Raw genomic sequence first — 17,523 nt, forward strand, 5'->3', positions numbered from 1 at the left:
AGACACCAATGAAGGTGACCCGACGGATCGCGCTGACTCTCGGTGCCGCAGCTCTGCTGGCGACCGGGTGCAGCGGTACAGGGGCGTCCGGAGGCCAGATCACCATCGGCCTCGCTGTGTCCACTTTGAACAACCCGTTCTTCGTGGAGCTGCAGCAGGGTGCGCAGGCGATGGCGGACCAGCTCGGCGCCAAGCTGACCGTGGTCGACGCGCAGAACGACGCGACGAACCAGGTCAACCAGGTGCAGACGCTGGTGACCCAGGGCGTCAAGGCGATCATCCTGAACCCGGTCGACTCCAAGCAGTCCGCACCCGCCGCCAAGGCCGCCGAGCTGGCGAGCATCCCGCTGATCTCGGTCGACCGCGCCGTCGAGGGCAAGGTCGCCGCCGAGGTCGCGTCGAACAACGTGTCGGGCGGCAGCCTCGCGGCCATCGAGCTCGGTCGCGCCACGTCCGGCGAGGTCGCGCACCTCAAGGGCATCTCCGGCGCGTCGGCGTCGCGTGACCGCGGCCAGGGCTTCGAGCAGGGCCTGAACAGCGGCAACATCAAGGTCGTCGCCTCGGCCGTCGCGGACTTCGACCGCGCCAAGGGCCTCAACGAGACCACGAACCTGCTGCAGGGCCACCCCGGCCTCAAGGGCATCTTCGCCGAGAACGACGAGATGGCGCTCGGTGCGATCAAGGCCCTCGGCGCCCGTGCCGGCAAGGACGTCATGGTCGTCGGCTTCGACGGCACGCCGGACGGTCTGAAGGCGATCCAGGACGGCACCATGGTCGCGACCATCGCGCAGCAGCCGAAGCTCCTCGGCTCGAAGGCCGTCGAGCAGGCGGTGCACGCCGCGAAGGGCGAGCCGGTTCAGCAGGTCGTGGACGTCGAGGTCAAGGTCATCACGAAGCAGAACGTGGCAGAGTTCCTCAAGTGACGAACACTCTGCTTGTCCTCGGGTCCGCCAACGCCGACCTCGTGGTCGAGGTCGGCAGGCGGCCCGCCGGCGGTGAGACCGTGCTCGGCGGTGACACCGTCGTGCTGCCCGGCGGCAAGGGCGCGAACACCGCCGTTGCCGCCGCACGCGTTGGTGCTTCCGTTGCGCTCGTTGGTGCCGTTGGTGGCGACGGGTACGGCTCGCTGCTGCGTGAGTCGTTGGAGTCGTCCGGCGTCGACACGTCGTTGGTGAAGACTTCTTCGCGGCCGACGGGCATCGCGTACATCACCGTCACGCCGGACGGTGAGAACTCCATCGTCGTTTCGCCCGGTGCCAACGCGGATGTGGCATCGTCCGATGTGGACGCTCTGTCGTTCGACGGCGCGCAGGTGCTGACGTGCTCGCTGGAAGTGCCGTTGGAGACGGTGATCCACGCGATCGACGTGGCCTCGAAGGCCGGCGTGCGGACCGTGCTGAACCTGTCACCGGTGGCCGAACTGCCTGCTTCGACGCTCGCGCAGCTCGACACGTTGATCGTGAACGAGCACGAGGCCGCGGAGCTCGTGTCCGACTGGCGGCACCTGCTCCGGCTCGGCCCCAAGACCGCGATCGTCACGCTGGGATCGCGCGGTGTCGCCGTCGTGGTTCCGGCCGGGGTCACGGAGGTGCCCGGGATCAAGGTCGACGAGGTCGTCGACACGACCGGTGCCGGTGATGCCTTCGCCGGTGCCTTCTCCGCGCGGCTGGCCGAGGGCGACCGTGTTGTGGTCGCCGCCGAGTACGCCGTGAAGGTCGCCGCTCTGTCCGTGACGAAGGCAGGCGCGCAGCCGTCCTACCCGACCGCCGCCGAGGTCAGCTCGCTAGCGGCGGAATGACCTCGACCGGCTGCTTCGAGTCGGTGAAGTCGAAGACGGCGAGCTCCTCCTGGTTGCCCAGCTTGGCTTCCAGCCTGCGCAGCTTGCCGTCGGAGTCGAGCCAGTAGCGCACCCGAGCGTCCGCGGCGTCCTTCTGCTTCGGGCCTTCGAACACGTCGACCGCGGTGTCGCCGATCTTCTCCGAACGCAGCCAGCGCGCCGAGCTCTGCAGCAGCAGCTGGGGGTTCTCCGGTCGGTCCGCGCCGAGGTTCACCAGCAGCCGCAACGCGCCGTCCAGTTCGGAGCCGCGTTCCTGCAGGTTGCGGACCTGCCAGTCGACCACCGGCACCGGGTCGACGGCCTTGGTCGACGGCGTCATCGCGAACGCCATCCGGCCGAGGTTCCACTGCACCAGGCCCTGGGAGAACTTGTCGTCGCGGCCGTCGGTGCGCATGCCCGCGTAGCCGAGGTGGTTCACGAAGTCGACCCGGCCGTCCAGCACCAGCTTGCCGCCGGCTGACGGGACGGAAGCGGTGAACGCGCTGACGCCGGTCGTGTAGTTCGTGAACCGCACCAGTGCCAGGCGTTCTGCCTCGGGCACCGTCAACGATCGCGGGGACGGCGCCGTGCTGCAGGCGGTGAGGACCAGGAGCAGAGCGAGCGCCGGCTTCCTCACGACCGCACCGCCGCACGGTCCAGGAACAGGTCCTCGCTGGGAACGGCGTACTTCTCGACGTTCGGTGCCTTGTCCGGCAACGGGTCGTTCGGCATCTCCGGCTGCGTGGGCGGTGCGGCGACCTGGTTGAACGGGATCCCACGCGGTGCCGCAGGCTTCTTCAGCGGCTCGCCGACTCCCCCGTAGCAACGCCCTTCGACGCAGTTGTTGCGGCCGGGAGCGCGTTTTGTCGCGGCGTACAGCACGTCCTGGCCGTTGCGGGTGATCACGTTGCCCTCGAAGCGGTTGTCCAGCGGCGGCAGGTCCTCGCTGGAGCCGAGCGCGATGCCGCTGCCGGGGTTGCCGGTGATCAGGTTGCGGGACAGCACGTTCTTCGTGCCGCCCGCGATGCCCACGCCGAGTCCGAACGCGCCGTCGGCCTGCGCCGGTGAGAGCGCCTCGCTGTTGTCGGAGACGAGGTTGCCGGCGAACACGGCGTCCTCCTGCGGCACGAACGCCTCCTGGTAGTCGGAGTTCGAGGTCATGCCGACCCGGTTGCCGCTGAACCTGTTGCCCAGCACGTACATCTGCCCGGACGCGTTCGTGCCCTCGTAGCCGACGGCGTTGCGTTCGGCGACGTTGCCGCGCACGACGATGTCGCACGGCTTGCACTGGCCGACGTAGAAACCGGAGTCCGCGCTGCCGCTCGCGTAGCTCTGCTCGATCACGCCGTGCTGCGCGTCGAACGCGTAGATGCCGTACAGCGCGTTGTTGCTAGCCGTCACGTACGAGACGCGGAACCCCTGCAGCGGCGGGAACTTCTGCGTGTCCAGCTTGGTGTAGCCGTTGCTGCCGCGGCCCATCCCGCCGTTCTCGCTGAGCCCGGTGATCAGCAGGCCGTTCAACGTGTGGTTGCGGACGGTCAGGTTCTGCACGGAGACGTCCGGCGCGGTCACCACGATCCCGTTGGCGCGCTTGACCTCGCCGTCGATGATCACGCTGCCGCGCTGGGTGCCTCTGATCGTCAGGCCCTTGGTCCTGACCTGCACCGTCTCCTTGTAGACGCCGGGGGCGACGACGATGGTCGCGCCTTCCTGCGCCGCGTCGACGGCAGCCTGAATGGTGCTCAGCTGCGCCGGGACGGTGATCTCGGGTCCGAGTTTCGGTTGCGCCGCCGATGAGCATCCGGCGACCAGCAGCACTGCTACGAATGTGTACGGAGTGCGCACAGCCGGTCACCGTACTGCGCCGTTCGGCCTACTGTCACACTGCCCCTGTGAGCCCACTCTCACGCCGCCGTCTGTTGTACGGCGCTGCTGCTATCGGACTACTGGGCGGCTGTGGCTTCGAATCCCGGCAACCCGGGGTCGCCACGCCGCAGCAGCTGCATGCCGACATCTCCGTGTGGGATGCGTCGTCGTTGCCGTCGGTGCAGGTCAGCTCGTCGGTCACGGTGACGTACGGGCACGGGATCGACGGGCTGCCGGAGTTCCCCGGAGATGCCGTCCAGCCGCAGGATCTCGGTGGTCGGCTCTTCCTGCAGATCTGCGGGGACGACGTCGGTGCCGTTCGCGACGCAGCTGCGCGGTTGCGCCCCGACGGCCGGTTGCGGTGGCGTGAGCAGGGGTTCTGCAATTCCGATCGCACGAACGTGTTGGGTTTCCGGGACGGCATCGTCGTGCCGAAGACGCCGCTGGAGTTCGACCAGGAGGTCTGGCTGCCGGACGGCTCGACCATCGCGGTCGTGCGCCGGATGAAGCTGGACGTGGCCGGGTTCGCGGCGTTGCCGGTGGGTGATCAGGAGCGCGTCTTCGGGCGGCGCAAGCACGACGCCGTGCCGCTGTCCGGTGGTTCGGAGGTCGACCTGTCGGCGAAGACCCCGGACGGTGAGTACGTGATACCCGCTGACGCGCACGTCCGGCGCGCGCATCCGTTGACGGCGGGGGCCGGCCTGATGCTGCGCCGCTCCTACAACTATGCCGAGGGTCTGCTCTTCATCTCGTACCAGCGCGAGCTGAAGACGTTTGTGAACACGATGTATCGGATGGTCGATGGAGACGCACTTCTGCGTTACGCCACGACCACCAGCTCCGCTGCCTTCCGCGTTCCGCCGCTGAATTAGTCACACTGAGCTGTCCTCGGTTCCCGGTGGAAGGGTATGGTCTAGACCATGTCGAGCGCGCGGCTGAGCGGTGTCGGTGTCAGCAGCGGCCGGGCTTCCGGTCCCGTGGTCAGGGTCGCGGAGGCCCTGCCGGAACCTCCGCTGGGCCCGCGACCTGCGGATACAAAAGAAGAAGCGTCCCGCATCCGTCCGGCGACCGAGGTCGTGGCGCAGCGCCTGATGGAGCGCGCCAAGTCCGTCGAGGGCGAGGCCCGCGCCGTTCTGGAAACGACGGCCGCGATGGCCGGCGACCCTTCTCTCATCAAGTCGGCCGAGAAGCTCGTCGTGGACGAAGCTCTCCCGGCTGCCCGCGCGGTGCACCAGGCGGCGCAGAAGTTCGTGACGGCACTGCAGGCCGCCGGTGGCTACATGGCCGAACGCGCCCGCGACGTCCAGGACGTCCGCGACCGCGTGGTCGCCGAGCTCCTGGGCCTGCCCGCACCCGGTGTTCCCGATCTGGCGTCGCCGTCCGTGCTGGTAGCGCGCGACCTGGCGCCCGCCGACACCGCGGGCCTCGACCCGTCGAAGGTGCTCGCGCTGGTCACCGAGGAGGGCGGTCCCACCTCGCACACCGCGATCCTGGCGCGCTCCCTGGGCATTCCGGCCGTGGTCGCGTGCCGCGGTGTGCTCGCTCTGGACGCTCCGGCCCTTGAGGTCGACGGCGACACCGGCCAGGTCCGTGAGTCGGACGGCAAGGTCCGGGCCGCGGGTTCGGGCAAGAAGGCCACCTGGAACGGCGTCGGTGTGCTGAAGGACGGCCACCGCGTGAAGGTCCTCGGCAACGTCGGCTCACCCGCCGACGCCTCAGCCGCCGCTGCCGCGGGTGCCGAAGGTGTCGGCCTCTTCCGCACCGAGTTCTGCTTCCTCGACGCGGCGGAGGAGCCGAGTGTTGCTGAGCAGACTGCTGCTTACACGGCTGTGCTGGCGCCGTTCAAGGGCAAGCCGGTTGTGGTGCGCACCCTCGACGCGGGCGCGGACAAGCCGCTGGCGTTTCTGAACCCGGACCCCGAGCCCAACCCGGCCCTGGGCGTCCGCGGCCTGCGCGTCGCCTTCGACCGCCCGGACGTCCTGGACCGCCAGCTCGAAGCCATCGCCGCCGCCGCCGCTGCCTCCGGTGCCGAGGTCTCCGTCATGGCCCCGATGGTCGCCACCGCGGCCGAAGCCTCGTGGTTCGTCGCCCGCGCCCGCCAGGCCGGCCTCACGCGCGCCGGCGTGATGGTCGAGGTCCCCTCCGCGGCGTTGTCCGCGCGGGAGATCCTGCAGGTCGTCGACTTCATCTCCATCGGCACCAACGACCTCGCGCAGTACGTCTTCGCCGCCGACCGCCAGCTGGGCGGAGTGGCCGCGCTGAACGACCCGTGGCAGCCGGCGCTGCTGCGCCTGATCGCCCAGGTAGGCGAGGCGGCCACCGCGGCAGGCAAGCCCATCGGCGTGTGCGGTGAGGCGGCGGCCGACCCGCTGCTCGCGTGCGTGCTGATCGGCATGGGCGTGACGTCGTTGTCCATGAACCACACGGCTCTCGCGGACGTCGGCGCCAAGCTCGCCACCTCCAGCATGGACATCTGCCAGCTCGCCGCTCGTGGTGCGCTGGCGGCGGCGGACCCGGCAACGGCGAAGCTCGCGGCTAGGGCACCGCACTAGTCCGCAGCTGGTCGAGGACCGCCCCGATCAGCGGGTGGTCCTCGGTCCCGCGCCGCACCGCCGCAACGACCCGCCGCAGCGGTGCCACTCCGGCCACCGGCACCCCGCGCACGGCGTTCCGCGGCGCCAACGCCACCCCGGCTCCAGCCGCCACCAGCGCCTGGATCGCCCGGAAGTCGTCAGACGTGTGCCGGATCCGCGGCGTGAACCCGGCCTGCGCACACGCCATCTCCACGACGTCCCGCAACGGGTTGCCGGGCAGCGTCACGACCCAGTCCTCGTCGGCCAGCGCGGCGAGGTCCACCGGTCCGGTGAGCGGATGCCCTGGTGGCAGAACCACGTCGAAAGGCTCGGTGTAGAGCGGAAACCGGGTGAAGCGGTCCGTCGTGCGGTGCTCCTCGGTGATCGCCACGTCGATCTCGCCGTCCAGCAACAACCGCACGCTCTCGTGCCCCTCCGCGTCGCGCACGGACAGCTCGATCGACCGTTCCCGCAACGCGGCCAGCGCCGGCGCCACCACCTGCGTGATCGCCGAGGCGAAGGCCGCGACCCCGACCCGGCCCGCGGTTCCGGACGCCAGAGCGTCCAAAGTGGCCTGTGCGCGTTCCAGCTCCGCCGCGACGACGTGGGCGTGCGCGACGAGCAGCTCACCGGCCGGGGTCAGCGAGACCCGGCGGCCCTTCCGCAGCAGCAACGGATGCCCGGCTTCCGACTCCAAGGCCGCGAGCTGCTGTGACACCGCGGACGGCGTGAGGTGCAGCGCGGCGGCCGCGGCCGTCACCGTGCCGTGGTCGGCGAGTGCGCGCAGCACGCGGAGCCGTCGTGGGTCGATCACCGCTCAATGATGGGGGATTCCACTTCGCCGTTCACGACGACGCCTGTGGGCAGCATCGGGTCGGAGTTGCTCGCCTCCAGGAGCACGAACTCCTCCTCCGAGATCGACGTGCCCGCCGCCAGGCCGTGCTGCGGCGTGGTGATCACGTCCCGCCGCATGATCGGCATGCGGGTGTCGGGGTCCAGCACGAGCTGTGTCTCGACATCCTTGAACTGGAAGGTCTTCGGCGACGGCACCACCCCGACGATGCCTTCGCGGGTGTTCGGCAGCGTCACCTTCTCGACGTTGCGCACGAAGAGGCCCAGGAGCACCTCGTACGCCGCGAACCGCTGTTCGACGGTGACGTTCGCGGCCATCATGCCCATCGCCAGCAAGGCCATGCGGTACCTGCGATCGACCTCGCTCTGGCGGGGATCAGAGTTGAGGTCCGCCAGCTTCGCCATCAGGGCGGACGGGGTCGCCGGCAGCTTGGCGAGCTCGTCGAAACGCATCTGATCGCCCGGCGCTATCTCGAAGTCGGGGTAGTTGGTCTTCCTCACGGCGGGCTTCATCGGCCCGATGCGAACGTCGTGGTTCCCGCCCACCTGAGGCGCACGTGACGGACTGCCCGCAGCCTTCCACTTCTCGTCGTCGGCCGGCCCGAACGGCATGACGGTGCCGCTGACCTGGCTGATCGTGGTTTGCCCCTCTGCGGCGAGCCACTTGTCCGACTCCGAGGCGAACCGCACGACGTACGGGTTCGCGGGATCGCCCACCACCATCAGCGAGGTGACACGAGAGAGGACGCGCCATTTCTCCGGCCCCTTGCCCATCTGCGCGGGAGGCTGTGACGGCACCGCAACCACCGCGAGCGCGACGACCGCGGCCGCAACCAGCAACGGCAGGAGGCGCCGGAACGACGGTGCGCCCGCCCATTCACGGCGGTAGCTGGACCGGGGCAGCGAGACGATCCGGGCGAGGTCTCGTTCCATCCGCTCGGGATCGACGTCCGGAGTGGACGGACGCGTCCGGGCGAGGTCCTTCAGCAGGTCTCCCATGACTCCCTCACACGGTCGGTGGTCGGTGTCGAGAGAGCGCGCCGGAGTCGTCGTCGGGCACGGTGCAGCCGCACGAAGAACGTCGCGGTGGAGCAGCCCAGCACCTGCGCGGCTTCGGCCGAGGTCAGCCCGTGCCACGCGATGAGCGTGAGGACTTCCTGGTCGGCGGCAGACAACCCGGCGAGAGCCTCGCGCAGTTCGACGACCGCGAAGTCGTCGAAAGCCGGGGCGTCGACCAGTTCGTCGTGCGGGGTCTGCCGGTGGGCGGTGCGGATCAGGTTGCGGGCGATGCCCAGCAGCCACGGCAGCGCGTTGGCCGGCATCTGGTCGAGCTTGCGCCAGGCGATCGTGAAGGTCTCGCTGGTGATGTCTTCCGCTCGTTGCGCCCCCGCGTGGCTCGCCGCATAGGCGAGCACGCGGGGATAGCACTCCCGGTAGACCGCGCAGAAGTCCTCCACGATCGCCCCTCCCTCTTCACGAGGTAGTGCGCTGACCGTTGGGATTCTTACCGGGGGGTGATCCAGGTCACATCTTGGCTCGTGCGGCGACGAACGCGTCCACCGCGCGGTTCACGTCGTCCAACGAGTGAGCGGCCGACATCTGCGTGCGGATTCGCGCCTTGCCGTGCGGCACGACCGGGTACGAGAAGCCGATGACGTAGATGCCCTGTTCCAGCAGCAGGTCCGCCAACCGGGCCGCCTCGGCCGCGTCACCGATCATCACCGGGATGATCGGGTGCTCGCCGGGCAGCAGGTCGAAGCCCTCCTCCGTCATGCGCCGGCGGAACAGCTCGGTGTTCGCCCGCAGCTGGCCGAGCAGCTCGGAGGAACTGGAGAGCATGTCCAGCGTCGCGATCGCGGCGGCGGTGATCGACGGCGCGAGCGAGTTCGAGAACAGGTACGGCCGCGAACGCTGACGCAGCAGTTCGACGATCTCCTTGCGACCGGACGTGTAGCCGCCGGACGCACCGCCCAGCGCCTTGCCGAGCGTGCCGGTCACGATGTCGACGCGGTCCTGCACGCCGAAGAGCTCCGGCGTGCCGCGGCCGGTCGGGCCGGTGAAGCCCACGGCGTGCGAGTCGTCGACCATGACCAGCGCGTTGTACCGCTCGGCCAGGTCGCAGATCTCGTCCAGCGGCGCGAGGTAGCCGTCCATCGAGAACACGCCGTCGGTCGCGATCAGCCGGTAGCGCGCGTCGGCCGCGTCCTTGAGCTGGCGCTCCAGGTCGTCCATGTCGCGGTTCTTGTACCGGAAGCGCTTCGCCTTGCTGAGCCGGACGCCGTCGATGATCGACGCGTGGTTCAGCTCGTCGGAGATGATCGCGTCCTCGGCGCCGAGCAGCGTCTCGAACAGACCGCCGTTCGCGTCGAAGCACGAGCTGTAGAGGATCGTGTCTTCGGTGCCGAGGAACTCGCTGAGCTTGCGCTCCAGTTCCTTGTGCGGCTCCTGGGTGCCGCAGATGAACCGCACCGACGCCATGCCGAAGCCCCAGTCGTCGAGGGCCTGCTTCGCGGCCTCGATCAGGCGCGGGTGGTCGGCGAGACCGAGGTAGTTGTTGGCGCAGAAGTTCAGGACCTCGTCGCCCTGGCCGACCCGCACGGCGGCGTTCTGCGGGGTGCCGATCACGCGTTCGGACTTGTAGAGGCCGGCCTCCCGGATCTCCCCGATCGTCTTGAGGAGATCGTTCTTCAGCTCGCCGTACATCAGGCTCCCGTCCAGTCGAGGATGACCTTGCCGCACTTGCCTTCGCGCGCGGTGGCGAAGGCCTCCGCGTGCTGCGTGTAGTCGTACCGGTGGGTGATGACCGGCGCGAGGTCGAGGCCGCGCTGCAACAGCACGGTCATCGAGTACCAGGTCTCGAACATCTCGCGGCCGTAGATCCCCTTGATGTGCAGCATCTTCAGCACGACGCTGCTCCAGTCGACGGGGAACTCCTCCGCGGGCAGCCCCAGCATCGCGATGCGACCGCCGTGCGCCATGTTCGCGATCATGCTCTGGAGTGCCGACGGCTTCCCGGACATCTCCATGCCGACGTCGAAGCCCTCGGCCATGCCGAGCTCTTGCTGGGCTTGCTCGATCGTCTTCTCGGCGACGTTCACCGCGAGGTCGACACCGACCTTGCGCGCCAGGTCCAGCCGGTGCTCGGAAACGTCGGTGATGACGACGTTGCGCGCCCCTGCGTGCTTGGCCACCGCAGCCGCCATGATCCCGATCGGCCCGGCGCCCGTGATGATCACGTCCTCGCCGATGACCGGGAAGCTCAACGCGGTGTGCACGGCGTTGCCGAACGGGTCGAAGATCGCGGCCACGTCCAGGTCGACCGGCGTCCGGTGCACCCACGCGTTCTGCTCGGGCAGCACGACGTACTGCGCGAACGCTCCGTTCGAGTGCACGCCCAGGCCCTTGGTGTTGGCGCACAGGTGCCTGCGCCCGGCCTTGCAGTTGCGGCACGTCCCACACACGAGGTGACCCTCACCGCTGACCAGGTCTCCTGGTTTCACGCCGGTGACGGAGGCGCCGGTCTCGACGACCTCACCGACGAACTCGTGGCCGAGCGTGAGGGGCGCCTTGATGTTGGCGGCAGCCCAGTCGTCCCACGAGTCGATGTGCAGGTCGGTGCCGCAGATGCCGGTGCGCAGCACTTTCACGACCACGTCGGTCGGCCCCGGAGTGGGGTCGGGGACGTCGGTCAGTTCGAGGCCAGGCCCAGCGGCGACCTTGACGAGAGCCTTCATGCGGGAAGTCTCACCCTTTGCTGCTTGTGCAGTCCATCAGGACTTTCTGAACTTCTTGTGCAGTTCAGCTTCATTGGCGATGTTGCGCACCATGCCGCCGAACACCACCCCGTGAAACGGCCAGACGACCGCCCAGTAGAGGTGTCCGGCGAGCCCTTTGGGCACGAACACGGCGCGTTGGCGGTAAGTGGACCCGTGTCCCTCGTTGCCCGCCACTCGAAGTTCCAGCCACGCCTTGCCGGGCACCTTCATCTCCGCGCGCAACCGCAGCAGGCGCCCACGTTCGACCTCCTCGACCCGCCAGAAGTCGAGCGCCTCCCCCACGTTCAACCGGTGCGGATCACGCCTGCCCCGGCGAAGACCCACCCCGCCGACGAGCCTGTCGAGCCATCCTCTGATCGCCCAGGCCAGCGGAAACGAGTACCAGCCACGTTCGCCACCGATGCCCTCGACGACCTCCCACAGCCGTTCGGGCGTCGCGTTCGTCCGTCGCTCGCGCTCGTCGACGTACACGGAACCGCCGGACCAGTCGGGATCGCTCGGCAGCGGTTCGCTCGGCGCTCCCGGAGTGGAGGCTCCCGACCACCGGGTCTCCACGTCGGCGTCGCGGATCTTGTCCAGCGCCAGCTCGACGGCCTTGTCGTAGCCGGTGTTCTCGCCGGGCAGCACCTCGCGGATGTCGTTCTCCCGGCACACCACCTCGTGCACCAGCGACTCGATCAACGGCCTGGCGATCGACCGCGGCACCGGCGTGATGAGGTTGACCCAGTGCGAGGACAGGCCCGGGGTCAGCACGGGCACCGGCAGCACCCTCCGCTTCGGCAGCCCCGCGACCTCGGCGTACCTGAGCATCATCTGCAGGTAGGTCAGGACGTCCGGCCCACCGATGTCGAACGTCCGGTCAGCGTCCAACGTCGTGGCGTCGACCAGGTACCGCAGCACGTCCCGCACGGCGATCGGCTGGATCCGGTTGTGCACCCAGCGCGGCGTGACCATGACCGGCAGCCGTTCGGTCAGGTACCGCAGCATCTCGAACGACGCCGACCCGGAGCCGATGATCACCGCGGCCTGCAGCACCACCGCCGGCACCGACGACTGCAGGAACACCTCGCCGACCTCCTTGCGGGAGGCGAGGTGCGGCGAGAGCTCCGCACCGGCCGGGTGCAGCCCACCCAGGTAGACGATCCTGCGCACACCAGCGCGTTCGGCGGCTCGGGCGGTGTTCTCGGCAGCACGACGGTCGGCGTCCGCGAAGTCCTTCGAGTGCAGCGAGTGCACGAGGTAGTGGACGACCTCGACGTCTCGCATCACCGGGTCCAGGTCGCCGAGCACGTCCCCGCGGACGATCTCGACGTCAGAGGCCCACGGAACGTCGCGCAGCTTCTCCGGCGATCGCACCAGGCAGCGGACCTCGTGCCCGTCGGCCAGCAGCCTGGGCACGAGCCGTCCACCGAGGTACCCGGTCGCGCCGGTCACGAGACACCGCATGCCTCGATCCTGCGTGCCACCGAGCAAGACCGCAGATCAGCGCTTGCGCTTGATCACCACGGTGCCGCCCCGCACCGCGCCCTTGAGCTGGAAGTGCGGGTTGCCGACCGAGTTGTGGACCTTGTCCTTGAGCTCGCCGGCGGTGATCTCCACGGCGTCGCTGTTGACCGACGAGCCCGGAGGCAGCAGCAGCTTCACCGTGCCCAGCGACACGTCCAGGTCGACGTCGACGACCGGCGGCACCTCGGCGGCGGTGAAGTCGAGGTTCGTGGTGCCGAGGGTGTTGCGGATGACGAGCTCGCGCGGCACGACCCAGTGGCCCTTGCGGGTCGTGGTGCTCATCGTGTTCTTCAGCTCGGTGCGCGCGTGGGCGAGCTCGTTGTTGACCATGCCGGGCAGGTCGACGAGCACCGCGTTGAGATCGGCGCGGGTCACCGCGGCCAGCGCCGTGTCCGTGCGGACGGTGAACTCGTCGAGCGTGATCATGCCGCGGCCCACCGCCTTGTTCAGCAGGGTGACGACGTGCTCACGTTCCGCGTCGGACACCCGTAACTCGCGAGGGTCTGTCATTTCTCTGCCTCCGGTTCGCTGTCGAGACCGTGCTCGATGGCATAACGCGCCAGCTCCACCCGGTTGTGCAGTTGCAGTTTGCGCAGGGTCGATTGCACGTGGTTCTCGACCGTGCGGTGGGAGATCACCAGGCGGTTGGCGATCTGGCGTGCGGTCAGGCCTTTTGCCACCAGCCGGAGCACTTCGGTCTCCCGGTCGGTGAGTTGAGGCTTCTCCTCCGAGTCGTCCGGCGCTGCGGCCATTCGCCGGTACTCGCCGAGCACCAGGCCGGCGAGCCCCGCGGTGAACACGGCGTCACCGGCGGCGGTCCTGGTCACGGCCTCGACCAGTTCCTCGGAGGACGCGGACTTCACCAGGTAGCCGGACGCGCCCGCCTTCACGGCCTGCAGCACGTCGTCGTGCTCGCCAGACGCGGACAGCACCAGCACGCGCGTGTTCGGCAGCTCGCTGGTGATCATCAGGGTCGCGTCGACGCCGGACAGCTCGCCGAGGTTGAGGTCCATCAGCACCACATTGGGTCGCACGGCCTTCGCGATGCGCACGGCGGACGCGGCATCACCTGCCGTCGCCACGATCTCGAAGCCGCGCTCCTGCAGATCGCGTGCGACGCCTTCGCGCCACATCGGGTGGTCGTCCACGACCATCACCGAGACCGTCACCTTGCCGCCCCCTTCCTGAACACCCGAACCTCCCACTCCGTGCCCTCCCCCGGCCCGGTCTGGAGCTCCAGCGTTCCGCCGAGCGACTCCACCCGGCCTTTGATCGACTTCTCGATCCCCATCCTGCCTTCCGCGGCTGCGGAGGCGATGCGGCCGTCCGGGATGCCCGGCCCATCGTCCCTGACACTCAACACGATTTCTTCCCCGAGATCTTCCAGCAGCACCCACGCCCGCGCGTCGTCACCGGCGTGCTTGTCCACGTTGGACAGTGCCTCGCGGACGAGTGACGTGAGCTCGCCGGCCGTCGCGGCGGTGAGCATCACCTGGGTGGCCGGGGTGGACACCTGAACGCGAGGTGTGGCCAGCAACTGCAGGCCGGGGCGCAGATCGATGTCGCCGTCCACAGTGGAGTCGGTGGGTGCGGCGGCCACTAAATTGCGCAGCGCCACCTCCTGCTCACCGGCCATCTTGGCCAGTTCCGCGGCCTCGCCACCGACTTCAAGCCCGCGCTTGCGCACGCGGGCGAGCACCTGCAACACGCTGTCGTGGATGGAGCGCGCGAGCCGTTCGCGTTCCGCCGTCGCCGCTTCCGCGCGCAACGCCTGAGCGAGCAGCACCGCCGAACGCCGGGCCGTCGCCGACGCCATGCCCACGACCATGCCGGCGCCGGCCAGCAGCACCACGTCGCGCAGCAGGTCGAGGCTCGGCACGCCCTTCGACAGGTAGGTGAAGAGGCCGACGGTCAGACCACCCGCGAAGCCGGCGAACGACCCGCCGAGCGCGCCCAGCGCCACCGCCGGCACGCACGCCCAGATCGTCGTGATCAGCGGCACGTTCAGGGTCAGCAGCTGGTGGTCGGACATGATCAGCGGCGAGAGCGACATGAGTCCGCACGTCAGGGCCAGGTCGACCAGCACGAGCGGCCACCGCCTGCCCCACGTCGTGCTGTACGCGCGGCTGGTGAAGACGGACCACAGCGCCATCACCCCGAGCGTGGTCCACGCGAGCCAGGGCCGAACGTAACCGGATTGATTCGCGATCACGTTCGCCGCCGCGAAGAGGAATGTGACTATGCGTAGCGCAATCGTCCCGCGCCACAGCGGCGTGGCCGGGTCGTCGATCACCTTCGTCACACGTTCGGCAGGCAGTTTGGGCACGCTGTGCTCCTTTCGGACACCATCCTGCCGCGTGAACGTGCGCTGGCTAACCCCCAGGTGGCCGTCTTCTGCCGAACGGAGGAATGTGCGACGCTCTCCGGGTTCGGGGGAGGGCGATGCGGGTGCGCGATTGGCCGGTGTGGACACTGCGGCGGCCCGCGCTCAGCTACTGGCTGTTCATCGACCTCGCGGCACTGGCCACCGTCACCTACGTGATCGTCTCCACGCCGACGCCGTCACCCTCCGACATCGCCAGGTTCGCCGCCATCGCGGGCACCGCGGGCGCCGTGATCATCGGCAGTTCGATCTACAGCCACCGCTTGGGCGAGACCGAGCGCAACCCGTGGGCGGCACACCTCTCCTACCTGACGGCCGGCATCCTGGCGCTGCCGCCGAACCTGCTGGTGCTGTTGCTCTTCGGCCCCGCCCTGCACTGCCTGCTCGCGCAACGCCCCGAGATGTACCGCTGGCTCTTCACGCTCAGCGCCACCGCACTGGCCGTCTTCGCAACGCGCTTCCTCCTCGGCTGGTCCAACCCGCACGCCAGCCTGCTGATCATGGTCGTCGGTGCCACCGTCCTGCTGGCCCTGCGCGCGGCCCTGATCTCGTTCGGCCTGAAGCTCCGCCGCCCCACCGCGACGTTCGAGGAGAACGTCGGCGAACCCATCGACGTCGTCCTCGGCATCGTCGCGGTGTCGATCGGCGGCCTCATGGGCTGCGTCGCCGAGTCCAACGCCGTCCACGCCCTGATCGCCGGCCCGCCCCTGCTCCTGCTCGAACGCGCCGCGCAACTCCCGCAGTGGCGCCGCTCGGCCCAGCGCGACGCGAAGACCGGCCTGGCCAACGCCGTGCACTGGGACAGCCGCGCCCGCTACGAACTGACCAAGGGCTCCGGCCGCACCCGCCCGATGGCCGTGATGCTCCTCGACCTCGACCACTTCAAGAAGGTCAACGACGAGGTGGGCCACCTCGCCGGCGACGCCGCCCTCGCCGCGATCTCACTGCTGCTGCGCGGTACCGTCCGCCGAGGCGATCTTGTGGGCCGGTTCGGCGGCGAGGAGTTCGTCGTCCTGCTGCCAGAAGCCAGCCCGGACGAGGCCGAGTCGGTGGCGGAGCGGGTGCGCAAGGCCGTGGCGGCGTTGCGGGTGCCCACGATGGCCACGGACGGGAAGCCACACGAGCTGCGCGGGCTGACGGTGTCGATCGGCGTGGCGACCACGACCCGGTTCGGCTACGAGCTGCCGGACCTGTTGGTGGCGGCCGACGCGGCTCTGCTGGCAGCCAAGGCGTACGGCCGCAATCTGGTCTCGATGGCCTGACCGATGTGTCACTCTCGACCCATGGGGGAGACCACCTCGTTGGGGCTCATCAGCGTCTACCGCCCGGCCGCCGTGTGGCGCGACCGGGCCCGCAGGTACTGGATCGAGATCAACGGCGTCCGCTCCGGCCAGATCGGCCACGACGAGCACCTGGAGTTCCCCGTCCAGCCAGGCGTCTACGACCTCCGTGCCGCGATCGACTGGACCGGCAGCCCCGTCGTGCGTCTCTCGGTGGCGCCCGGCCAGACCGTGCGGCTGACCGTCGAACCCGCCGGCAACTCGTTCCAGTTCTGGCAGTCGTTCACCAAGCAGGGCTACCTGAAGCTCATCGCGAACTAGAGGTCCTTGACCCGTTCACTGTTGTCGTCCTTCGGCGCGGTGTCCTGCGGGTTCAGCACGTCCACCTTCTCGGGCTTCTCCGCGGCGTCCGCGTCGGACACCAGCGACCGGATCCCGGAGTTCAGCACCGCCAGCAACGGCACCGCGAGCAACGCCCCGGCGATGCCACCCACGACCAACCCGCCCGCGATCGCGAGCACCACCGCCAGCGGGTGCAGCTTCACCGCGCGCCCCAGCAGCAGCGGCTGCAGCACGTGCGACTCCAGCTGCATCACGCCGATGAGCACCGCGAGAACGACGAGCGCCGCGATCGGCCCGTTCGTCACCAACGCGATCAAGACGGCGACGGCACCCGTGAACACCGCACCGATGATCGGGATGAACGCGCCGAGGAACACCAACGCCGACAGCGGCACCACCAGCGGCACACCGATGATCGCCAGACCGATGCCGACACCGACGGCGTCAACGATCGCCACCACGGCCGTCGCGCGCACATAAGAAACGAGAGAGCCGAACCCGCGGCGCCCCGCCACGTCGACACGCTGACGCACGTCACGAGGCACCGCACGGATGACGAACCGCCAGATCCCGTCGCCGTCGTGCAAGAAGAAGATGAGGGTGAACAGCGCCAACAGCAGTCCGGTCAGCACCTCGCCCAAAGTGGCCGCGGTGGTCAGCGCACCAGACGTGATCTCCGCCTGGTTCTCCTTGATCGTCTTCACGATCTCGTTGACGTAGTTCTGCAGCTGCGCGTCGGACAGGTGCGCCGGCCCGTCCTTCAGCCACTTCTGGATGGTGTCGAGCGACGCCGCCACCTGCGTCTGCAGCTCGGGCAGGCCGCGGGAGAACTCACTGATCACGAACGTCAGCACGCCGCCGAGCACGCCGATGCCGAGGATCATCATCACGGTCGTCGCGACGCCGCGCGGCACCCGCCACTCGACGAGCTTCGCCACGCCGGGAGACAGCAGCGCGGCGAGCAGAAGCGCGATTGCGACGGGGATCACGATCGACGCGAGGAAGCCCAGCACGTACGCGACCACGTACAACGCGGCCACCACGACGACGAACCGCCAGCTCAGCGCGGCACTCACCCGCAGCAGTAGTGGAACTCGACTGCTGATCTCCGACTCCGGTGCGCTCACAG

General features: G+C 69.1%; 18 protein-coding genes. 6 read left to right on the forward strand and 12 right to left on the reverse strand.

Features of this window, described 5'->3' with window-relative positions; all coding sequences use genetic code 11:
* Positions 1 to 8: 8 nt before the first annotated feature.
* Positions 9 to 923 (forward strand): substrate-binding domain-containing protein, encoded by a 915-nt coding sequence (locus tag LFM09_RS25310; protein ID WP_414099014.1) that lies wholly within the window; start codon positions 9 to 11, stop codon positions 921 to 923.
* A complete protein-coding gene (locus tag LFM09_RS25315) occupies positions 920 to 1,798 on the forward strand; it encodes a ribokinase (protein ID WP_414099015.1) in 879 nt (292 codons plus the stop codon). Before LFM09_RS25310 ends, LFM09_RS25315 begins: the two co-directional genes overlap by 4 nt.
* Here the strand turns inward: LFM09_RS25315 and LFM09_RS25320 are convergent.
* Both LFM09_RS25320 and LFM09_RS25325 read right to left on the reverse strand, forming a co-directional pair.
* The gene (locus LFM09_RS25320) at positions 1,776 to 2,453 is read right to left on the reverse strand and encodes a hypothetical protein (protein ID WP_414099016.1); all 678 of its coding nucleotides are present in this window, start codon (positions 2,451 to 2,453) and stop codon (positions 1,776 to 1,778) included. The genes LFM09_RS25315 and LFM09_RS25320 overlap by 23 nt on opposite strands.
* The gene (locus tag LFM09_RS25325; protein ID WP_414099017.1) at positions 2,450 to 3,661 is read right to left on the reverse strand and encodes a nitrous oxide reductase family maturation protein NosD; all 1,212 of its coding nucleotides are present in this window, start codon (positions 3,659 to 3,661) and stop codon (positions 2,450 to 2,452) included. The genes LFM09_RS25320 and LFM09_RS25325 overlap by 4 nt, the downstream gene beginning before the upstream one ends.
* A gap of 47 nt (positions 3,662 to 3,708) precedes the next feature.
* On the opposite strand from LFM09_RS25325, the gene LFM09_RS25330 reads away from it, so the two are divergent.
* Positions 3,709 to 4,554: a Dyp-type peroxidase gene (locus tag LFM09_RS25330; RefSeq protein ID WP_414099018.1), complete on the forward strand. Its 846-nt coding sequence runs from the start codon at positions 3,709 to 3,711 to the stop codon at positions 4,552 to 4,554.
* Positions 4,555 to 4,602: 48 nt separating this feature from the next.
* Positions 4,603 to 6,234, forward strand: a complete 1,632-nt coding sequence (gene ptsP / locus LFM09_RS25335) for a phosphoenolpyruvate--protein phosphotransferase (protein ID WP_414099019.1) — start codon at positions 4,603 to 4,605, stop codon at positions 6,232 to 6,234.
* Here ptsP and LFM09_RS25340 read toward each other — a convergent pair.
* From LFM09_RS25340 to macS, 9 genes are all read right to left on the reverse strand, one after another.
* The gene (locus LFM09_RS25340; protein ID WP_414099020.1) at positions 6,218 to 7,069 is read right to left on the reverse strand and encodes a LysR family transcriptional regulator; all 852 of its coding nucleotides are present in this window, start codon (positions 7,067 to 7,069) and stop codon (positions 6,218 to 6,220) included. The two genes, ptsP and LFM09_RS25340, sit on opposite strands and share 17 nt — an antisense overlap.
* A complete protein-coding gene (locus LFM09_RS25345) occupies positions 7,066 to 8,106 on the reverse strand; it encodes a hypothetical protein (protein WP_414099021.1) in 1,041 nt (346 codons plus the stop codon). Before LFM09_RS25345 ends, LFM09_RS25340 begins: the two co-directional genes overlap by 4 nt.
* Entirely contained in the window at positions 8,091 to 8,564 is a 474-nt protein-coding gene (locus LFM09_RS25350; RefSeq protein ID WP_414099022.1) for an RNA polymerase sigma factor, read from the reverse strand. The genes LFM09_RS25345 and LFM09_RS25350 overlap by 16 nt, the downstream gene beginning before the upstream one ends.
* A 67-nt stretch (positions 8,565 to 8,631) precedes the next feature.
* Positions 8,632 to 9,810: a glycine C-acetyltransferase gene (locus LFM09_RS25355; protein ID WP_414099023.1), complete on the reverse strand. Its 1,179-nt coding sequence runs from the start codon at positions 9,808 to 9,810 to the stop codon at positions 8,632 to 8,634.
* A complete protein-coding gene (gene tdh / locus LFM09_RS25360) occupies positions 9,810 to 10,841 on the reverse strand; it encodes an L-threonine 3-dehydrogenase (protein WP_414099024.1) in 1,032 nt (343 codons plus the stop codon). Before tdh ends, LFM09_RS25355 begins: the two co-directional genes overlap by 1 nt.
* A 36-nt stretch (positions 10,842 to 10,877) precedes the next feature.
* Positions 10,878 to 12,329: an SDR family oxidoreductase gene (locus tag LFM09_RS25365; protein ID WP_414099025.1), complete on the reverse strand. Its 1,452-nt coding sequence runs from the start codon at positions 12,327 to 12,329 to the stop codon at positions 10,878 to 10,880.
* A 36-nt stretch (positions 12,330 to 12,365) separates the two neighbouring features.
* Positions 12,366 to 12,899 (reverse strand): DUF1707 SHOCT-like domain-containing protein, encoded by a 534-nt coding sequence (locus LFM09_RS25370; protein WP_414099026.1) that lies wholly within the window; start codon positions 12,897 to 12,899, stop codon positions 12,366 to 12,368.
* Complete coding sequence (locus tag LFM09_RS25375) at positions 12,896 to 13,543, reverse strand: response regulator (protein ID WP_414099118.1); 648 nt, start codon at positions 13,541 to 13,543, stop codon at positions 12,896 to 12,898. Before LFM09_RS25375 ends, LFM09_RS25370 begins: the two co-directional genes overlap by 4 nt.
* An 11-nt stretch (positions 13,544 to 13,554) precedes the next feature.
* The gene (macS, locus tag LFM09_RS25380; RefSeq protein ID WP_414099027.1) at positions 13,555 to 14,715 is read right to left on the reverse strand and encodes a MacS family sensor histidine kinase; all 1,161 of its coding nucleotides are present in this window, start codon (positions 14,713 to 14,715) and stop codon (positions 13,555 to 13,557) included.
* 116 nt (positions 14,716 to 14,831) lie between these two features.
* On the opposite strand from macS, the gene LFM09_RS25385 reads away from it, so the two are divergent.
* Positions 14,832 to 16,034, forward strand: a complete 1,203-nt coding sequence (locus LFM09_RS25385) for a GGDEF domain-containing protein (RefSeq protein ID WP_414099028.1) — start codon at positions 14,832 to 14,834, stop codon at positions 16,032 to 16,034.
* Positions 16,035 to 16,055: 21 nt separating this feature from the next.
* A complete protein-coding gene (locus tag LFM09_RS25390) occupies positions 16,056 to 16,373 on the forward strand; it encodes a hypothetical protein (protein ID WP_414099029.1) in 318 nt (105 codons plus the stop codon).
* Here LFM09_RS25390 and LFM09_RS25395 read toward each other — a convergent pair.
* The gene (locus tag LFM09_RS25395; RefSeq protein ID WP_414099030.1) at positions 16,370 to 17,521 is read right to left on the reverse strand and encodes an AI-2E family transporter; all 1,152 of its coding nucleotides are present in this window, start codon (positions 17,519 to 17,521) and stop codon (positions 16,370 to 16,372) included. The two genes, LFM09_RS25390 and LFM09_RS25395, sit on opposite strands and share 4 nt — an antisense overlap.
* Positions 17,522 to 17,523 lie beyond the last annotated feature (2 nt).

Origin of the sequence: Lentzea alba, assembly GCF_047445655.1 — a bacterium.
Classification (GTDB): domain Bacteria; phylum Actinomycetota; class Actinomycetes; order Mycobacteriales; family Pseudonocardiaceae; genus Lentzea; species Lentzea alba_A.

Coding starts and splice junctions, on each gene's coding strand:
- tdh (WP_414099024.1), bottom strand. CDS start 10,841: ATGAAGGCTCTCGTCAAGGTCGCCGCTGGGCCTGGCCTCGAACTGACC.
- LFM09_RS25370 (WP_414099026.1), bottom strand. CDS start 12,899: ATGACAGACCCTCGCGAGTTACGGGTGTCCGACGCGGAACGTGAGCAC.
- LFM09_RS25390 (WP_414099029.1), top strand. CDS start 16,056: ATGGGGGAGACCACCTCGTTGGGGCTCATCAGCGTCTACCGCCCGGCC.
- LFM09_RS25385 (WP_414099028.1), top strand. CDS start 14,832: ATGCGGGTGCGCGATTGGCCGGTGTGGACACTGCGGCGGCCCGCGCTC.
- LFM09_RS25310 (WP_414099014.1), top strand. CDS start 9: ATGAAGGTGACCCGACGGATCGCGCTGACTCTCGGTGCCGCAGCTCTG.
- LFM09_RS25375 (WP_414099118.1), bottom strand. CDS start 13,543: ATGGTCGTGGACGACCACCCGATGTGGCGCGAAGGCGTCGCACGCGAT.
- LFM09_RS25355 (WP_414099023.1), bottom strand. CDS start 9,810: ATGTACGGCGAGCTGAAGAACGATCTCCTCAAGACGATCGGGGAGATC.
- LFM09_RS25365 (WP_414099025.1), bottom strand. CDS start 12,329: ATGCGGTGTCTCGTGACCGGCGCGACCGGGTACCTCGGTGGACGGCTC.
- LFM09_RS25345 (WP_414099021.1), bottom strand. CDS start 8,106: ATGGGAGACCTGCTGAAGGACCTCGCCCGGACGCGTCCGTCCACTCCG.
- ptsP (WP_414099019.1), top strand. CDS start 4,603: ATGTCGAGCGCGCGGCTGAGCGGTGTCGGTGTCAGCAGCGGCCGGGCT.